Source organism: Aestuariibius sp. HNIBRBA575 (assembly GCF_040932005.1).
GTDB lineage: Bacteria > Pseudomonadota > Alphaproteobacteria > Rhodobacterales > Rhodobacteraceae > CANLNM01.
This window is the reverse complement of the sequence record NZ_CP162414.1, coordinates 2,201,396-2,217,940: the sequence shown is the minus strand read 5'-3', so window position 1 is coordinate 2,217,940 and position 16,545 is coordinate 2,201,396. Positions and strand designations below refer to the sequence as shown.

14 protein-coding genes are annotated in these 16,545 nt (G+C 53.6%); 6 read left to right on the top strand and 8 right to left on the bottom strand.

What is annotated here, in order from left to right:
- The first annotated feature begins 16 nt into the window (after positions 1 to 16).
- The 4 genes from AB1F12_RS11180 (at position 17) to AB1F12_RS11165 (ending at position 7,286) form a co-directional block, all read left to right on the top strand.
- Positions 17 to 2,533 (top strand): ATP-binding protein, encoded by a 2,517-nt coding sequence (locus AB1F12_RS11180; RefSeq protein ID WP_368184372.1) that lies wholly within the window; start codon positions 17 to 19, stop codon positions 2,531 to 2,533.
- 141 nt (positions 2,534 to 2,674) lie between these two features.
- On the top strand, positions 2,675 to 3,883 hold the full coding sequence (locus AB1F12_RS11175) for an NAD-dependent epimerase/dehydratase family protein (protein WP_368184370.1): 1,209 nt from the start codon (positions 2,675 to 2,677) through the stop codon (positions 3,881 to 3,883).
- Between the two features lie 80 nt (positions 3,884 to 3,963).
- Positions 3,964 to 5,451 carry a hypothetical protein gene (locus AB1F12_RS11170; RefSeq protein ID WP_368184368.1) on the top strand — a complete coding sequence of 496 codons (1,488 nt, stop codon included), beginning with the start codon at positions 3,964 to 3,966 and terminating at the stop codon, positions 5,449 to 5,451.
- The gene (locus tag AB1F12_RS11165) at positions 5,448 to 7,286 is read left to right on the top strand and encodes a glycosyltransferase family 2 protein (RefSeq protein WP_368184367.1); all 1,839 of its coding nucleotides are present in this window, start codon (positions 5,448 to 5,450) and stop codon (positions 7,284 to 7,286) included. The genes AB1F12_RS11170 and AB1F12_RS11165 overlap by 4 nt, the downstream gene beginning before the upstream one ends.
- Positions 7,287 to 7,298: 12 nt before the next feature.
- On the opposite strand, the gene AB1F12_RS11160 is transcribed toward AB1F12_RS11165, so the two are convergent.
- Both AB1F12_RS11160 and AB1F12_RS11155 read right to left on the bottom strand, forming a co-directional pair.
- Complete coding sequence (locus AB1F12_RS11160) at positions 7,299 to 9,470, bottom strand: putative bifunctional diguanylate cyclase/phosphodiesterase (protein ID WP_368184365.1); 2,172 nt, start codon at positions 9,468 to 9,470, stop codon at positions 7,299 to 7,301.
- A gap of 141 nt (positions 9,471 to 9,611) precedes the next feature.
- Complete coding sequence (locus AB1F12_RS11155) at positions 9,612 to 10,133, bottom strand: TetR/AcrR family transcriptional regulator (RefSeq protein ID WP_368184364.1); 522 nt, start codon at positions 10,131 to 10,133, stop codon at positions 9,612 to 9,614.
- A 60-nt stretch (positions 10,134 to 10,193) separates the two neighbouring features.
- On the opposite strand from AB1F12_RS11155, the gene AB1F12_RS11150 reads away from it, so the two are divergent.
- Positions 10,194 to 10,514, top strand: coding sequence for a hypothetical protein (locus tag AB1F12_RS11150; RefSeq protein WP_368184361.1), 321 nt, complete (start codon positions 10,194 to 10,196; stop codon positions 10,512 to 10,514).
- A 54-nt stretch (positions 10,515 to 10,568) separates the two neighbouring features.
- Entirely contained in the window at positions 10,569 to 10,997 is a 429-nt protein-coding gene (locus AB1F12_RS11145; protein ID WP_368184359.1) for a hypothetical protein, read from the top strand.
- Here the strand turns inward: AB1F12_RS11145 and AB1F12_RS11140 are convergent.
- The 6 genes from AB1F12_RS11140 to AB1F12_RS11115 are packed head-to-tail and all read right to left on the bottom strand — an operon-like array spanning position 10,994 to position 16,491.
- Positions 10,994 to 11,923, bottom strand: a complete 930-nt coding sequence (locus tag AB1F12_RS11140; protein ID WP_368184357.1) for an AEC family transporter — start codon at positions 11,921 to 11,923, stop codon at positions 10,994 to 10,996. The two genes, AB1F12_RS11145 and AB1F12_RS11140, sit on opposite strands and share 4 nt — an antisense overlap.
- A gap of 3 nt (positions 11,924 to 11,926) precedes the next feature.
- Positions 11,927 to 12,724, bottom strand: coding sequence for an MBL fold metallo-hydrolase (locus AB1F12_RS11135; RefSeq protein ID WP_368184355.1), 798 nt, complete (start codon positions 12,722 to 12,724; stop codon positions 11,927 to 11,929).
- Complete coding sequence (locus AB1F12_RS11130; protein ID WP_368184353.1) at positions 12,724 to 13,548, bottom strand: TatD family hydrolase; 825 nt, start codon at positions 13,546 to 13,548, stop codon at positions 12,724 to 12,726. The genes AB1F12_RS11135 and AB1F12_RS11130 overlap by 1 nt, the downstream gene beginning before the upstream one ends.
- Positions 13,549 to 13,557: 9 nt before the next feature.
- A complete protein-coding gene (locus AB1F12_RS11125) occupies positions 13,558 to 14,682 on the bottom strand; it encodes a DNA polymerase III subunit delta' (protein ID WP_368188358.1) in 1,125 nt (374 codons plus the stop codon).
- 2 nt (positions 14,683 to 14,684) lie between these two features.
- Positions 14,685 to 15,326, bottom strand: coding sequence for a dTMP kinase (tmk, locus tag AB1F12_RS11120; protein ID WP_368184351.1), 642 nt, complete (start codon positions 15,324 to 15,326; stop codon positions 14,685 to 14,687).
- Positions 15,327 to 15,333: 7 nt separating this feature from the next.
- Positions 15,334 to 16,491 (bottom strand): D-alanyl-D-alanine carboxypeptidase family protein, encoded by a 1,158-nt coding sequence (locus tag AB1F12_RS11115; protein ID WP_368188357.1) that lies wholly within the window; start codon positions 16,489 to 16,491, stop codon positions 15,334 to 15,336.
- Between the last annotated feature and the right edge of the window lie 54 nt (positions 16,492 to 16,545).

Here is a 16,545-nt window from a genome sequence, read left to right as displayed (position 1 = left end):
AGGACGACTGGCTGAATTGGGACCACGTCTCATCATATTTGGTTTGATTGCAGGGCTGATTGCCCTGCTTTCTGTCTTGATCGCGCAACTGCCCAAAGATTTGCGCGCATTGTCCACGGCTGAGACGGACAATACACAATGGTCGGTGTTTCAAGTTGAAACTGAGTTCGCCAATCTGAGCGCAACCCTTGCACAGCAGGCTTTGGCCGCAGCACCGGACACGGATTGGGTGAAATTGCGTGCGGATATTGCGCTTAGTCGCGCGAATATTGTGACCAGTGGGCGAAATCGGATCCTATGGGTTGGCAACGAAGAAGCCGAAGCCCTGCTCGAACAACTGCGTGATTTTCAAGCTTCAGTGGCTCAAATTCTGGACCAGAACGATGTTTTGGGACGTCCTGAAATTGCTGATTTGCGAAAACTGACGCAGGATATTCGCCCCAATGTGCGTCGCCTTGCATTGGTCGGGCTCCAGCAAGGGGCACAGCTTTCGGAAAACAGGCGCGACGTCTTTATTGAAAAACTGCGGTGGCTGGGATTGGTCGCGATTGTTTTGATCGCGGCCTTTGCCTTGGCTTTGCTCTATTTGGCGTGGCTACTGGCCGCAGCGCGGCGCAAAGACGAAGATTTGCGATCCACGTCTCAACGATTGGCAGTCACAGTATCGGCGTCGCTAGACGGGATTGTGATTGCCAATGCCCATGGAGAAATCATCGAATTCAACGGCGCCGCGTCCAACATTTTTGGCTGGTCCAAGGCAGAAATCCTGGGCCAGAAAATGGACCAAACCATCGTTCCCATGCATCACCGCGCTGGCCATGCGGCTGGAATGAAACGATATTTATCAACCGGAACACCGCATGTTGTTGGCGCTGGGCGGATTGAACTCTCAGCGCTTCGAAAAACCGGCGAGGAATTCCCGATAGAGCTGAATATCACGTCGGCAATGCAAAATGGCGAAGAGATATTTATCGCCTACATTCGTGACATCAGCAAACAGAAGATCAGCGAACAAAAGTTGATCGATGCCCGAGATCAGGCCAAACGCACGGATCTGGCTAAATCCCATTTCCTAGCGGTGATGAGCCATGAAATGCGCACGCCACTCAATGGCATTTTGGGTGTTTTGGATCTGTTGAAAACCACCAAACTGGACAAACAGCAGGACCGCTATGTTCAGGTGGCCGCCGCATCTGGCGAGATATTGCTGGAACATATCAACGAAGCGCTGGACATTACGCGGATCGAAACCGGGGTGATGTCGCTGTCGCCGGAACGGTTTTCACTGCGTCAAACCGTGAACCGTGTGGCGGATGTTTTGCGGACCTTGGCCACTGAAAAGGGCCTGACATTGCAGGTCGATTTTGACCCTGGGATGGATCGGGATTTTAAGGCAGACCCGGTGCGGGTGAACCAAATTCTGACCAATCTGATTGGCAACGCGATTAAATTCACCAAAACCGGCGGGATAACCTTAAAGGTCGCCGGCATTCACGGCCCGGAAACCACCGAAGCCACCATTGTTGTCACGGATACGGGGCCGGGTATTGCTGACGAAAACATCGAAGATATCTTTCAGGATTTTGTCGCTCTTGCCCGGCCCAGTGGTCGTCAATCGCGCGGCGATGGGCTTGGGCTGTCGATTTCTCGTAAAGTTGCGCGATTGATGGGGGGCGATCTGACCGCGCATAGCGTGGTGGGGCAGGGCAGTGCGTTCACGCTCACGCTGCCATTGACGCGGTGTTGTGATGATTTGCCTGAAATATCGGCGCAGACGACCATCGCCAATCCCAAAGTTGGATCGGTTCTGATCGTCGAAGACAACGCCATCAATCGGTCCGTTCTAGGCGATATGTTGATCGGATTTGGCAGCAATGTCACCGAAGCCAAAGATGGATTGGAAGGGTTGAAAACAGCCGAGGAGACCAAGTTTGATCTGATTGTGATGGATATCAGCATGCCGTTTATGGACGGGATCGAAGTGACCCGCCGCATTCGCCAAGGGGACGGTCCCAATAAATCCACCTATATTCTGGGGCTGACAGCGCATGGTCGTCAGGAATACCGCGACAAAGCCAAAGCCGCCGGGATGGAAGGGTTTTGTACCAAACCGATCCGATTGTCAGATTTGCGCGCCACATTGGACGGCATCCCGTTGCAGGGCGGTGCTGACCCACAACAGACGGGCCTGTTTGCCCATGATGTTTTGTCAGAATTGCGTGACGCATTGGGGGATCAAAAAACCCACAAAACCGCGCAGGCCTTTTTCGTTGAGTTGACCGAAGGGGTGACAAAGCTACGCGAAAAAAGCGACCTTCAGCAAGAGTCTGCCATCACAGATATTCTGCATAAATTGCGGGGTGCGGCGGCATTGTTGGGGTTGAACGCGCTGTCAGTGTCCCTGTCCAAAGTGAGCGACGCCCAGCACAGCCAGAATCAAACTGCGTATGAAAAGGGGCTGCATCAGGTTGAGCATGACGCGAGTGTAACCGCTAAGGCGCTGAATTTGCTGTTAGATACAACTAACGATTAGGGTGATCTATCCCGAAGGATAGCCAGCCTGTTCCAATTCACCTGAAACTATCCTTTCTCGGGCAGGCCCCGACGACAGCCATAGGTTAATTCTTTGTTACCAACACCGGCGCAGGTCGGTCAGATCACAAAGGATATAAAAATGGCTATCAAGAAAAATATCATCGTCATCGGTGGGGACGGGTTTTGCGGCTGGCCAACGGCGCTTCATCTGTCAAAACAAGGGCACAATATCACGATTGTTGATAACCTGTCCCGGCGCTGGATTGATCAAAAAATGGGTGCCGACAGCCTGACCCCGATTGCCTCGGTTGAGGATCGGCTCGCGGCCTGGACTGAAACAACAAGGCTGGAAATCGAATTTGCCAGCATTGATGTCGCACGCGAATTTAACCGGTTCACGGCCCTTTTGGCCTCCGTCAAACCGGATGTTGTGATCCATTTCGGTGAACAACGCGCCGCGCCCTATTCGATGAAGGGCATCGATGAAAAACGCTATACTGTCGATAATAATATCTCAGCCACGCACAATTTGTTGGCGGCCGTCACCGAACTTGGGATTGATCCGCATATCATCCATTTGGGAACAATGGGCGTCTATGGCTACGATGACGACGGTATCCAAATCCCAGAAGGCTATCTAAGCGTTTACATTCCTGGTGATGACAAACGGATTTTCCAGCGGGATATCCTGTATCCGACCAATCCCGGCAGCGTGTATCACATGACAAAATCCATGGATCAACTGCTGTTCCAATTCTACGCCAAAAACGATTTGCTGCGCATCACGGACCTGCACCAGGGCATCGTTTGGGGCACGCAAACCCACGAAACCAAGCTCGATGAGCGGCTGATCAATCGGTTTGATTATGACGGGGATTACGGGACGGTGTTGAACCGTTTCCTGATGCAAGCCGTGGTTGGCCATCCGTTGACTGTGCATGGCACGGGGGGGCAGACGCGCGCGTTCATTCACATTCAGGACACCGTGCAATGTATTGCTTTGGCGGTGAATAATCCCCCCCAACGAAACGGCAAAGTTGCGATCATGAACCAAATGACCGAATGCCACACCGTGCGCGTTTTGGCCGAAATGGTGGCGGCTCATTCCGATACCAAAGTTGCCTATGTGGATAATCCACGCAATGAGGCCGCTGAAAATGACCTGAGGGTTTCGAACAAATCATTCATTGATTTGGGGCTGAACCCGATCACTTTGGCCGAAGGGCTGATGGATGAAACGCAAAACATTGCTGTGAAATATGCGGATCGCTGCATTCGTAAAATGATCCCTTGTGTTTCAACGTGGACCGACAAACAGCGTCCGGGCGTGGTTAAATCTGCTGCCTAAAAGGGGTGGGATCACCTGCCGTTTCGGGGGTGTTTGCATGGCATTTGATCCCATCCGCAACTTCAATATTGGTGATATTCATGCGTTTACTCGGTTTTGGACTTTTGGCATTTTTGCTGGCTGGCATTGCAATTTTCCTATCACATTCTGAACGTTTGCGTGTTGGCGCGCGCAGCCTAACCGAATTGGCCCTCGGCCCGCGTTTATCCTTTGAGACATCAATCCAATCAGAGGATGAAATGGGACTGAACACAGTCATCGTGCGCCGGGCCAATGTCGCAACCCCTCTCATCCTTTCGGGCCTGCCGGCCTATCAAAGCGCAGCGTTTTATCTGCCCATAGAAGCAAACCCCGTCGCAGGATATTTGCAGGTGGACGCAACCCTGCAATCGCTGTCCGGTGTCGAAGGTGTTTTGCGGGTTTCAATCGACAATGTGAAACGCGCAGAATTGCTGTTGGCCCCGGGTGAAATGCGCCGTTCCTTTCAGGTTCAACTAACCCCAGAGGACATCGCGCAAGAACGCCTGAACGTGTCCTTTAGCTTGCAAGGGACGGGGCCGCATGGTCCGTGTGATACCGCAGAAGGTATTGAAACAAGTGTTGAAATTGAACCCAGCAGCGCATTGTACCTAACGCTGGATCGCCCAATGACCACGCCCTATGATGCGGTGTTGGTACAGGGGCGCAGCCTAAATATCGCATGGGATTATCAGGGACAAGCCGCGCGGATTTTGGCCGCACGTGATGCGCAATTGGCCGGGCTGGCGCCATCCTTTGATGAAACGGGTTTATCCCCAGAACAAACGTCCGAAATTGCCCGGCATTTTAGCCAAAACAAAGCCCAGCCGCGGTTCGCATGGAGCCGCAGCCTCGCCCCATGGTCCCCGATTTACGACGCGCGTAGTTTTCGTCAAAGTCAGAGCTGGCGGATCAAATACGACATGATGCAGGGGCAGGACATGCGTCTGCCGGAACGGCTGGAATTGTCGATGATGCTGGATCGTCAAACCGGGGCAGGGCCGTGGCAGGTTTACGTTTTGCTAAATGGCGTGCTGGTGGATCAAATCGAAACAGCAGGGGGCGCGGTGACCCGTTCCGTAACATTACCTGCGCAGCAACATCAGCGTGAAAATGTGCTGGAATTGATTGCAACGTCGATGAATGACACGACACATTCCTGCACCCAACAGCGCGAAGTTTTTGCGCAGGTGGACACTGCAACTGACCTGATCCCGGGGCCGCATGTTTACTCTGATGGCCTGATTACCGTCCGCGCTGCCTTGGCAAATGGATGGGCGTTTTCCACGACACATCTATCTGCCTCAGAGGCGTCCATCGCTGCGGATTTATTGACCAATTTGCCACGCCATAGCCAAATGCCAAGTGCTGACATCCATGTGCAGGCATTGGCTCGCGGTGTCCGACTGCATGATGATTATAATGGTCATATCTGGCTGATATTTATGAATGATCAAGGGGTGCCCGTCGCGGTTCCATTGCAGGATTATCAGGCCATCCAGACCCATTCTGTGGCATTGCTGGTGCGGTTGGGGCAAGCCGCGTCATGAATGTCGACGCCAAAGACAACCGCGATCAGATCAGCTTCAACTCAGTTGACAGCGCCCCCAAAAAATTTGCTGGCATGATCTCTGTTTGGCGCGCCCCGGCAACTTTGGTGACGTTTACCGCAATCGCAGTGGGGCTGATGGCTGCAATTAATTCCGCCCCCGGCGCGCGCATATTCCCCAACCGCGACATCGTTTTTTCACCCTACGAAGGAAACCACTCTATCGCCATTCGGATTTTTCTGGTGGCATTCTTTGTTGCGTTTGGGGCGTTTAGCTCTGGGAACTGGCGCAATCGTATCGCCTTTGCGGCGGACATGACGATCACATATCTTGCTATTTGCGTCTGTCTGGATTTGGCCAATGTCACTTTTCATCGGTGGTTTGAATTTTCCTATTCCCTGCATTTTAGCGCGATCACCTCTGGTTTATTGGGGTTCGCGGTATATTCGTTCAAACTATTGCAACGTGGTTTTATGCCCGCACGCATCCCGATTGAACACCGTCCGGTTAAAATGACGCGCGCTGTGGTGCGGTTAGTCGTTGTGGTGACAATTGCCGGCACCGTGTCAATTTGGGTTGGCAACCTGAAACTGGAAATTGTTCAAACATTGCGGATGTGGACGCTGCTTGGTGGGATTGGACCCGGTGTTTTCCTCTTTTTGCCTGTCCTGTTTGGTCAATTATACCTGCTGGCGATCTGGGATGTTTTGACGACAAAATTGCCTGACTTTCGACCTGCGATATCGATCATCGTGCCTGCGCATAACGAACAATACATCATTCAGGACACGATCAAAGCGATGGACAAAGCCGCGCTGCACTATCGCGGGGACGTGCATATCTTGATCATGAACAACAATTCGACCGACCAAACAGAGGAGATCGCCAAAGAAACTTTGGCCAAATGTCGCGCAGCAACTGGTCGGGTGATCAACGTGCCCAAACCGGGGAAATCGAATGCCCTGAACGCAGGATTGGATGCCGTCGAAACCGAATTTTTTGTGCGTGTTGATGCGGATACGTTGATCGGAGAGGATAATTTGTCCCGCGCGATGCCGTTTTTTAGCGATCCGCAGGTTGGGGTGGTTGGCGGCGTTCCGGTGCCCCCGGGCGGGGCGCTCTTTGATCGGGCTCGGTTGTTAGAGGTGCTGGTCAAACACGGGTTTTATTCCGTAGCCATGGGGGCGGTTAACGGCGTCGTTGGCATTCCGGGGATGTTTGTCGTCATGCGAACGGAACATCCCAGGTATCTGGGCGGATTTGTCGAAGGTATGAACGGAGAAGATACGGATTTATCTCTGAGGATTGGCGAGCTGGGGTTTCATTCGGTGGTGGATCCTAAGTTGCGATACGTATCAGAAGTGCCTGCATCTTATTCGCATATGCGGGAACAACGCATGCGGTGGTTTCGGTCCGTTTATCACATATCTTCGCGTTGCAGGGACCTGATTTATTCCGGTAACCGTTCACTAAGAGGCAAAGTGATTTTGCCTTATATGTTGGTCAATTCGGCGCGTCGCGCAATGTTGGTGCCTCTGATCATATTTGGTGGGTTGGAATGTGCGTTTGGGTTCAATCCAAATAGCCCAATCATCTGGCAATCCGTCGTCGCCGTCACCACAGGTGCGCCTGCAATCATGGCGGTTCTGGCGGCGCTGCTGAATAATGTGCCCTATGGAATTGTTGCGCTGCCAGAATATTTGCTGTTTCGCGTGGTTCGGGCCTATTTCACCTTGGAATCCATGCTCAGCATTCTGGTTGATAACCGGGCAGAGAATTTGGAACTGGCGACGTTAATGGACCTGAGAAAAGGTGGGCCCATACGCGTGGCTTAACGGGTGATGTGCCTAGATCGCCCTTAATGTGTTCGTTCCGGGTAATGAATGTTGGTTTTGATGGCTTATAAATTCTGCAATTTCAGATGCAGAAACAGGCCGGCTGTAATAATACCCTTGCACCAGTTCCGCCCCCATTTGCTTCAATAAATCAAGTTGTTGCTGGGTTTCCACACCTTCCATAACCAGATTGAAATCCATGGAATTCCCTAGCGCGAGCATTGCGGAAATGATCGAGCGGTCATCTTGGTTTTTGATCACATCATCGACAAAGGATTTGTCGATTTTAATAGAGGTTACGGGCAGTTCTTTTAATTGCGTGATGGAGGAGAACCCAGTGCCAAAATCATCCAAGGCGATCGCACATCCTGCATTGCGCAGGCATTCCAAATGGTCGATAAATTTGTGCTTTTCCGGGCCAAACAGGCAATTTTCGGTGACTTCGATAGTCAAATTCGAAGGTTTCAACCCGTGACTCTCAAGCCCGTCTACAATTGATGCGGCAAACGTGCTCTGCTTTAGGTCCCCATCCGTGATGTTGATGCCCACATGCCGAAACGGAATTCCTAAACGTTGCCATTCAGCCATGTCAGTCACGATTTTTTCAAACATGACCTGCCCAAGTTTCGCGCTGAGGTCGCTGTCCTGAAGCGCTTCCAGAAAGGAAAAGGGCGTTAACAAACCTTTTTCAGGATGGTTCCAGCGTGCCAAGGCTTCGACACCTTCGACGGTGCCTGAATGCATGTTCACAATCGGCTGATAATAAGGCTCAATTTGGGATTGGTTCAGCGCCTCTCGAAACTCTTCTCTTGTTTTAAGGCGATGAAAGAAATCGGCCTTCATGTCCGGGGAAAATTCCCGCAACTCACCAGAAGGGGTTGATTTTGCAGCATAAAGAGCAAGGTCCGCCAATTGAAGAAGTTCCTTGGCTGTTTCAGCATCTTGCGGAAACCGAACAATGCCACCCGAAATTCCTAACTTTAATCGTTGGTTCCCCTCATGAATATTAACGCTGAGAGACGGCGCAAGCTGGAAATAGTCCTGATAATTAAAGTCGGCTTTGGGAATGTCGCTGACGACCACAACAAATTCATCGCCCCCCAATCGCGCAATATAGCTGTCAGTCGGAACATTCTGTTTTAGAAAGTGGGCAAATTGCCTTAGCACTTGGTCTCCCACGGGATGGCCGTGGTAATCATTGATCCCCTTAAATCCGTTTAAATCCAATGCGATCAGCAGAGCAGAATGGTTGTTTTCCTTACAGTGATGCAAAAGATCGGGGATCGTATCTTGAAAACTGTTACGGTTGTGAACACCGGTCAGAATGTCATAATTGGCTAAGTATTCGACCCGCTTGTCAGCGGTTTGTTTATGCCGTGCAGCAACGACATACCGATGGGTTGGATAACCAATCGCGGCGGCTAATGTCAGCAGGCTCAGGGCGATCGCAATCCAAAAAAACTGTCGATAAAACAGGGCTTGGTTTTCCAAATTGACCAGAATGCGCATCATATAGGTCAGCTCAGCCCCATCAAAGACCGGGTGATACACCTCTGCAAATGTTGAAGGCAGGAATGTTGACACGTTTTGCCGCAAAATAATGCCGTGCGATTGTTCGGTAATGATGCGGGTCACGGTCGCGCGATTAACGGGGTATTGGTACGGATCGGCCTCTTCCATTGGTGGGGGGGGATGTTGAGCGGTGTTGGTAAAAACATGCCGCCACATCTGAGTTGTTGTTGTACCGCGTACCTGACCGTTGGCCGTGTCACGTTCGAAAGACGAAGTCGTCGCGGGGTTGTCGCCGTTCCCATGGTTATGACCCGCATGAGGATCAGCCGCTGCGTCCGTTGGAGGAACCGTGTTCAGGCTAATATGACAATGACAGTTCACGTTGATGTAATCGAACTGGTACATATGCCCAATTTCAAAAACGTCGTCGATCAGACTATATAACAGACTGATATCAGGCACTGAATTAGGGTTCGAGGGATCGTCTCGATGGGTGATTTCAGTGAGATTGGCCAGTTGCCTTTCGATATGATGGGCCCAATCCATCCCGATCAGTCTGGCCTCACGTTCCAGGGCCCAGGACAGCAGAGATTGGGCGCCAAAAAGCGATAAGCCAATTGCAGTGGCTCCGGCAATCAGCACAATGGCCCAGGTTCTTAGTTTTTTGCGCAAGGAACCTCTCTCCTGACAAGGTACCGCGAGTCTAACGTGCAAAGATTAATGACTTCTTCACTGCACCTAAACATGAGCATGCATTCTTTCTTTGGGCTTGTGAATATGGTCAGTCATAGCGGTGGCCATAAAATGTTGTGATCAGCGCGCAGGATCACTTGGATTTGCTAGGATCATTTGCACACGGTCATCAATATCAACCAGCAAATCCTGCGCCGTAGAGCCAGCACGTGTGCGAAACACATAGCCCTGCCGCATGTCATACATCAACGCACCACGCGCCTTTGATGGGAAATCGGGGGGCAGATTGCCCAGCTGTTTTTCCCGTTCAAATCGCGCCGCAAGCCGATCATCCGTTGAGGCAATCGTCTTTTCCATACGTTCCGATACGCCGTCCACTTCACCGACACTGGTCGACACACATGAGGCTAAGAAACAGCCCTTGGCCCCGCCATCTTGGGCGGTCGAATACAAAATCACGGATTCCAAAAAATCGCGCACCGCTTTGACGATGTTTGTTTCGGATTCAAACGCTACGATGGGCGCGCAATTGTCCACATCGGCATAATGGTCGATCGTTTTAAGGTATAATTCCCGTTTGTCCCCAAAGGCCGCATAAAGGCTGGGCCCGCTGATCCCCATCGCTGAGGTCAGATCCTTCATGGATGTGCCGTCATAGCCTTTGGTCCAAAACGCATTCTTACCACATTTGCAGCGCTGTTGATGATGGCGACATCCGCATTTGCACTGCAGGATCATTCCGCGCTCAAAGCTGAATTACATGCGTTCAACGATCAGTTTAACGCCTATGCAGCGGCCCATGATATCGAAGGTATTGTTGGGCTTTATGAGGAAACATCCCAGTGGACTGCACCTGACGCGCGGCCCGCCCCGGGACAGGTTCTGGCGCGCAATACCTTTGGGTTTTTGGTCGCCAACGAAGGCAGCCTGGTCCACACCGTTGATACCCTCATTCTGTCCCTGGATGGGTCTCAGGCGGCCCTGACCACCCCGCTTTTGATTGTGCGCGCTTGCTTGCTGTGATCGGGCCTGCGATAGAGTGAACCGAATGATTGATGTCAGTTTCAAAGGTGATCTATGAAAATCCTCCCGTTGTTTTTGGCGCTGGCATTGGTGGCATGTACCGACCGACGGGACCCACCTCGCGGTGCGCTTCATGTGATCCAGAATGACCCCGGCGGGCAGATTATTTCGGCGATTGCAGATCGAAAACGACTGGAACGGTGGGGGGGACCGATTGAAATCCGGGGATTTTGCAATTCAGCCTGTACGATTTTCACAACTTTGCCAAATGCATGTTTGGCCCCTGACGCACGTATCGGGTTTCATTCGTCAAACGTGAATGTGGAATGGGTCGGCAATCCGCAGATTGCTGAATTTTTGCGGGGCGGGATCCTGAACAAATTCCTGACCGAATGGCAATTTGTGCCGTTTACGGACATGCATCGCATTTCCGCGCAGGACTATGTGCGGCTTGACCCGCAGACCCGGATTTGTGCGCGTTAAGGCAGAATAGCCAGCCACATCCACGCCGTTAACATCGTCAACGCGGTGCCAAATAACACAACCGACGCCGCAACCCGTTTGGCAACGCCGTACATATTGGCAAAGACATAGGTGTTCACGCCCGGGGCCATGGCCGCTGTGACGATCACTGATCGAAAGGCTTCGTCGGACAGATCAAACGACCGGCCCAGCCCCCATGCGATGGCCGGATGGATGATGAGCGAAATCAGACAGACATAAAGGATGGTGCGTAAATCGCCTTCTGGACGGTACCGATAAAGAACACCCCCAAGGCCAAACAGCGCCGCCGGTAATGCCGCGCGGGTCAGCAAATCCAACGCATCTGTCAGCACCGACGGCATGGGAATGCTGCCCAGATTAACGATAAAGCCCAGCGTAATGCCCACGATTAACGCATTGGAAAACATCGCCTTTAACACCTTTTGCGGCAATTGACGTGCCGGGGCGCCGCGGGCGCGCACGATTTCCATCGTGGTGATGCCGATGCCGTAACAAAATGGCGAATGGATCGCGATGATCGCGTAGTTCGGCCCCAAGGCGTCGGTGCCATAGGCCCGTTCCATGATGGGGACGCCCAGCAATAGCGAATTGGAAAACAACCCTGCAAACCCGATGGCGACGCTGTCTTCCCATGGGCGGTTAAACAAAATCCGCGCGCCAAACAGCGCCAGAACAAAGCCGGTCAAAGCCCCTGTGTAAAACGTGCCCAACAGCGCAAAATCAAATCCGGCGCGCAGGTCCAGCGTGGAAATCGCGCGAAACAGCAGGGCAGGGATCGCAAAGGTCTGGGTGAACCGCATCAGCGCATCCACGCCCTCATTGCTAAACAGCCCGCGCCAAACGGCCAGATACCCAAATCCAATGACCAGAAAGACCGGAAGGATCACACTGGTCAATTCGCCCATGAATCAGACCTCAAAACTGCGGGTTAACCCATCATAGGCGGCGCTGATATGATCGGGTGTCTCGGCCTCAATCGTGGCGTAATCCAGATCGATATGCATATTGGTCAGGATTGCCGTTTTGGGAGCCATTTTTTCGATCCAGCCCAGCGTTTTCGCCAAATGGGCATGGGTCGGGTGCGGATCACGCCGCAGCGCATCCACAATCCACAGGTCCAGATTTTCCAGAACGGGCCAGGTTTCGTCGTCAATGTCCGCCACATCCGGCAGATAGGCCACATCGCCGATGCGAAATCCCAGCGCGTCGATGGCACCGTGATTGACCTGAAACGGCGTCAGGGTAATCGGGCCACCGGGGCCATCAATGGTCACATCGCCGTCAATCAGGTTCAATTCGCAAATCGGGGGGTAGGTTGACCCTTTGGGTTGCGAAAACGCATAGCCAAACCGCCCCAACAGGGATTCAGATGTATCGCCATCGGCCCAGACCTGAATGCGGTTGCGCATGTTAAAAACAATTTGCCGGATATCATCCAGCCCATGCACATGGTCTGCGTGGGAATGGGTGTAAACCACGCCATCCAGCCGATCGATGTCAGCATCCAGCAGCTGGTTGCGCATATCAGGCGAGGTATCGATCAAAACGCGCGTGGTGCCATTGTCATCCGTGCGGCTGATCAACAGCGAACAGCGACTGCGGCGGTTTTTGGGATTTGTGGGATCGCAATCCCCCCAATGACCGCCAATCCGTGGCACCCCACCAGAGGAGCCACAGCCCAATATGCGAAAACTGATCTGTGCCATCAGGTCGGCACCCATTGCGCTGCTTTGGCAAACAGACGATCAAAATTGGCGGTGGTTTGCGCGGCAAAATCCGCGTAGCTGAGTTTGAATATATCCGCACCAACCTGTGCAGTGTGCGCCGAATAGGCCGGTTCGTTGCGTTTGCCGCGATGGGGTTTGGGCGCCAGATAGGGACTGTCGGTTTCAACCAAAATCCGATCCACAGGGGCGGTCGCAAAAATGTCGCGCAATTCCTGCGATTTTGGGAATGTAGCGATGCCAGACATCGACAAATAGAACCCTAAATCCAGCGCCGCCCGGCCCAGTTCAGCCGAGCTGGAAAAACAATGCATCACACAATCATAGGCGCCGTTGGCATAGCCTTCGCGCAGGATTTGCGCCATGTCGTCATCTGCTGCGCGGGCGTGAATGATCAAGGGCAGCTTGGCCTCGCGGGCGGCATCTATATGAATACGCAGGCTTTCTTTCTGTGCCTCGGCGCTTTCGGCGGTATAGTGATAATCCAGCCCGGTTTCGCCGATCCCCACAAATTTAGGATGTTTGGACAGGCTGACCAATTCATCAACCGATGTCATGGGTTCTTCTGCGACGGACATGGGATGGGTGCCAGCGGCAAAGAAAACCGGATCATGCGTTTCAGCAATGGCCTGAACCTGCGGCAGGTTGCGCAGACGTGTGCAGATCGACACCATACGTGTCACACCAGCCTCAGCCGCGCGCGCGATCACATCGTCCAACTGCCCGTCAAAATCCGGGAAATCCAGATGGCAATGACTGTCAACAATCGGAAATTGGCTGTTTGGGGAAATCTGGGTATTCGTCATTGCGCCGCCTCAGGATGCGGCGAATTTCTGCGCCGTCTCTTCTATCTTAAAGAACATATCAAGGATCAGGCTGGCAGGGTCAAGGTTGACAGCACGGCCATGGCGGCTTCTGTCGGTCAATTCCTGTGCCAATGCCGCCCAAGCCCGCGCGGCCACGTCATGAGGCGATAACCGCACCAGCAGCAATGCCTCATGGGGGGCGGCCTGTTGATGGGGTTCACCTATGATCCCAGCGCGGGCCGTGCGCGACAAAAACAGATCGATCAGATCCAGCATCAGCCCAAATCGCGCGGCGTTTTTCACCCCAACGCAGGATTCCGCCAGCGCCAACGCTATGGTGCGATCCATGCGCGGCATGCCGGAAAACAGTTTGATCAGATCAGAATAAAGCGCCAGCCCATCCATATTGTGCAGCAGGATTGCTTCGCCCACGGACCCACCCGACAGGGCCGCCAGCGCGGGCGCTTCGGCATCAACAATCCCGGCGGACTGCATGGCCTGTTGCATGTCGTCTGGTGTCAGCATCCCCAGCCGTAATTCACGGCACCGCGATTTGATCGTCGCCAACAACCCAGCGGGCTGGTGCGAAATCAGCAGGATGGTGGTGTTGGCGGGGGGCTCTTCCAATTCTTTGAGCAGGGAATTGGCGGCGGTGACGTTCATTTCATCGGCGCAATCGACGATCACAACCCGGCGGCCGCCATCGGTGGCAGAGAGGTGAAAGAACCCTTTCAGGGCGCGCACGGGATCAGCGGTGATTTCGGTTTTTAGCTTGCCGGATTTTTCGTCAAACGGTCGACGCACCACATAAAGACGGGGATGTGCGCCCGATTGCACAAGATGCGCGTCGGGATGATCGGGATCGACATTCAGTGATGTTGGCGGGGGCGGGGCGCCAAATAGCCCACCGTCCTGTGGGGGCTCTGCCAATAAAAAAGTGGCGATTTTCCACGCCAATGTGGCCTTGCCCACGCCGCGCGGCCCGGTGATCAGCCAGCCAGAATGCAAACGCCCGGAATTATACGCCTCAAGGAATTCAGCCTGTGCCGCATCCTGCCCAATCAGCGTTTGGGTTTCGCGTGGATGGGGGGCGCCGGCAATGCGATCTGGTTCTGGGCGATCCTCAGGCGCGATGCTCATGCATGCCTCGACGACAATTCTGCGATGCGAGCTGTGTATTGAACATAGATTTCTGCGGCGACTTCGTCAGGGGTGCGGTTGCCTTCGATGACGATGCAGCGTTCGGGGAATTGATGCGCGATGTTTAGGAACCCGTGTCGGGCGGTTTCCTGTAGATCGACGCCAAAATCTTCGAACCGTTGTTCGGCGCCCACACGGGCCAAGCCCCGTTTCAGGCCCAGTTCCGGGTCCATATCGATGATAAAGGTCACGTCCGGTTCACGTCCGATCATCAGATCATGCAGCGCGTCCACTTTGGCGCGCAAATCGCCCCGCGTTGTGCCTTGATAGATGCGGGAACTGTCCACAAAACGGTCACAGATCACCACTTTGCCGTCGGCCAATGCCGGATCAACGGTTTTTTCGATGTGATCGCGCCGGGCTGCGTTGAACAGCAACATTTCGGTTTCCACGCTCCAGCGATCCGGTTCACCGGTTAAAACCAGCTGACGGATTTCTTCTGCGCCGGGGGATCCGCCGGGTTCTCGGGTCAAAAGGGTGTCTTGCCCGTCGGCCTTTAGACGGTCCGCCAACATCCGCGCTTGCGTGGATTTCCCGGACCCGTCAATGCCTTCAAATGTGATAAATAAGCTCGCCATGGCGGGCTTATGCCTCTTCTGCCTCGGCGGGTCGAATCTTTTCCAACAAAACCATCGCGGCCATGCGCAATCGTTGGCTAAACCCGCCTGCAGCCACGTCATTTTCGGCCAGCAGCGGCACACGTGTTTCCGGCAGACCATCCAGCGTAATGACCAGTTCCCCCAGTTGATCGCCCGCTGCAATAGGTGCCTCAATTGGGCCAGTATAAACAACTTCGCCGGTCAGGTCGTTTTGACGAATGGTCGGGACAAGCATGGACAGATCGTCGGCTAGAACCATGCCAACGCTGGGCACTTCTCCGCCCCAGACATCCGCCATGGCGATTTGGGTGCCGGCAGGGTGAATGTCACGTTCGGCAAATTGGCGGAACGCCCAGTTCACGATACGCTCTGCCTCTTCTGCGCGGGCCGCTTCGGATTGTAGGCCAGTGATGACAAACACGATGCGCCGGTCACCCTGTTTGGCGGACCCAACCAAGCCATATCCGGCTTCGCTTGTGTGGCCGGTTTTTAATCCATCCGCGCCAATTCCGAGGTTTAACAACGGGTTGCGGTTGCGCACATTGCCCGGCGCGCGGCCATCAAAGGCAAATTCGGTTTCGGAAAACAGCGGGTAGTAGGTGGGGAAATCCAGAATGATCCGGTTCGCCAGAATGCCCAGATCACGCATGGACATGCGTTGACCCGCGGCAGGCCAGCCGTTGGAATTGGCGAATGACGAATGGGTCATACCCAATTCGCGCGCCCGTTCGGTCATCATGCGGGCAAATCCGGCCTCGGTTCCGTTTAATGACAGCGCTTCGGCGATCACCGCACAGGCATCATTGCCGGACAGAACGATAATGCCGCGCAGCAAATCTTCGACGACGACGCGGTCGGTGGTGTCCAGAAACATGGTCGACCCGGTATAGGACATCGCATGTTGCGACACAGGCAGACGTTCATCGATGCGCAAACGGCCATCAGCGATGGCTTCGAAAGCCATATAAAGCGTCATCAATTTGGACATCGATGCCGGTGGCAGCGGATCATCCGCGTTTTTTTCCAACAACACGATGCCCGTTGTCTGATCATAGACATAGGCCGCCGTGGCACGGGTATCAAAGGTTTGGGCGAATGCGACAGCGCTGGCGCAGGTCAGCGCCAAGGCAAGTGTCAGCATCATGTATACGTGACGCAGCATTACGGACACTTCTCCGATTGGGACGGGGGACCCGTC